The 1,949-nt window shown below is 73.4% G+C and carries 1 protein-coding gene and 1 pseudogene; one reads left to right on the plus strand and one right to left on the minus strand.

What is annotated here, in order from left to right; translation table 11 throughout:
* Nucleotides 1–1,571: pseudogene (locus ACYVE9_RS24890) on the minus strand (TIGR00374 family protein); the annotation flags it as partial.
* Nucleotides 1,572–1,699: 128 nt separating this feature from the next.
* On the opposite strand from ACYVE9_RS24890, the gene ACYVE9_RS24895 reads away from it, so the two are divergent.
* Nucleotides 1,700–1,949 (plus strand): MGMT family protein (locus ACYVE9_RS24895; protein WP_461030147.1); only part of this gene is annotated, 250 nt, incomplete at its 3' end.

Below are 1,949 nucleotides of genomic sequence, written 5' to 3' on the forward strand. Positions count from 1 at the left end.
CGCGCCTGCTTGCGATCCCGCGACGCCGCGAGCACCCGCTCTCGCTCCCGGTCCGCGCGCTCCTTGGCGAGCCGGCGCAGCGTGGCGCGGGTGCTGCGGTTCAGCGCGATGGGCTGGAGCATGGGCAGGCTGTCGGCGACCGCGTCCGGACCCAGCGTCGTCACCGCGGCCCGCACCGCCCGCTCCGCCCCGACCCGCAGGCCGAACGTGGTCAGCAACTGGGCCACGTCCATGCGCAGGCTCAGGTCACCGGCGGCGATCTCCCCGCCGCGCAGGTCCGTGAGGTAGACGGCGCCGGAACGATCCACCACCAGGGCCTCGCCACTCAGGCGCCGGTGCGCGATTCGGCGCGACTGGAGGGCGCGCACCTGCTGCCAGGCCGTGGTCATCAGCTCGTCGGTGATCTCCTCGTCGGGCAGCGCCTCCATCGGCAGCCCACCGATGTGCTCGTAGACGAGGATCACCGCGTCCGGGCCCAGCTCCGAGGTGGCGATCAGCTTCGGCGCGTTGGCACCCGCCGCGATGGCCGCGTAGGACAGCAGCGCCTCCTGCTCCAGCGCCTGCCGCAGCGTCTGCAGGCTGCGGCGCTGCGTGATGCCGCGCAGCGCGAGCCGCCGCCACGCCCGGTAGAAGTAGCCGTGCGCCTGCTGCTCCCGGTCGACGATGGTGACGTCCAGCGGCGGCCCGTCGTCCAGGGTGACCACGTAGCGGCGCCCGCGGTCGCTGTCGTGCCGGTCCTCGCTGCCCGAATCCTCCGCGCGCAGCGCGCTGACCGGACTGAACCCGACCCGCCGCAGCCCGGCCAGCAGGTTCTGCCCCGTCGGCCGGACGTTGGGGGTGCCGACGGCGTAGAGCGTTCCGTAGGCGACCGTCCAGCCGATCAGCACCGTCAGCACGATGGCGAACGAGGTCATGTAGCCGCTGATCAGGACGGACAGGGCGTCGGTCAGCAGCACCACCCACAGCAGCACCCGCCAGCGCGGCCGGCGGGCCATGCCGACGGCCGTCATGTAGGCGATGACCGGGCCCAGGTAGTTGTGCACGGGGTCCGTCAGACCGCCGGACGGCGCGGCCTTGGTGAGCGCCTCCTGGATCGACTCCGGCGCCGCCTCCGCCACCCACAGCGCGACGGCGAGCGACACGCCGTGGGCCAGCACGGCCGCCAGCACGCCGTCGGCGATGCGCAGCCCGTCCCGTTTGATCAGCCGCTCGATCGCGAAGGCCACCGGCACGATCAGCACCGCGATGCTGGAGACGAACGCCGCGATGCTGATCACCAGCGGTGGCGCCTGTCCCGCGCCCTTGTCGATGTCCTGCTCCAGCCCGGCGGCGGTGCCGTGGGCGAAGTAGGCGATGGCCAGCAGCAGCCCGATGCCGAGCGCGCCGATGAGGAACCGCAGCAGGTCGGAGGGACGGTGCACCCGGGCGGAGAGCAGCGGCTCGTCACTGTCGAGCTGGTCGATGCCGGCCTCCTCGGGGCGCACCGGCTCCACCGGGGTGCCACGGGGCTCCGGCTCCTGCGGGGCCGCCCCGTCCTGCTCCTCGGTCTGCTCTTTCCTGTCCCGTATCACGTGTCACCGCCCGGAAGATGGTGACATGCCGCCCCGGCGACCGACCGCATCAAGGGCGATTCAGGGGCGAATCCGTGATCTTCCCCACTGGATCCGGGGTGTCGGAGGGGTGCGGCACGATGACCCTCATGCGCGAGCACAGAGCAGGACCGAGCGACCCGCCGGCCGTCGGCGGGCCGGGTCCGCAGGGGCCGGCCGAGTACACGGAACGGGTGCTGGAGGTGGCCGAGCTGATCCCGCCCGGCCGGGTGATGACCTACGGCGACGTGGCCGAGTGGCTCGACGAGGGCGGCCCCCGACAGGTCGGCCGGGTGATGGCGCTGCACGGCGCCGCGGTCCCCTGGTGGCGGGTGGTGCGGGCCGACGACCGGCCGCTGC

The sequence above is a fragment of the Streptomyces sparsus genome (assembly GCF_054776295.1).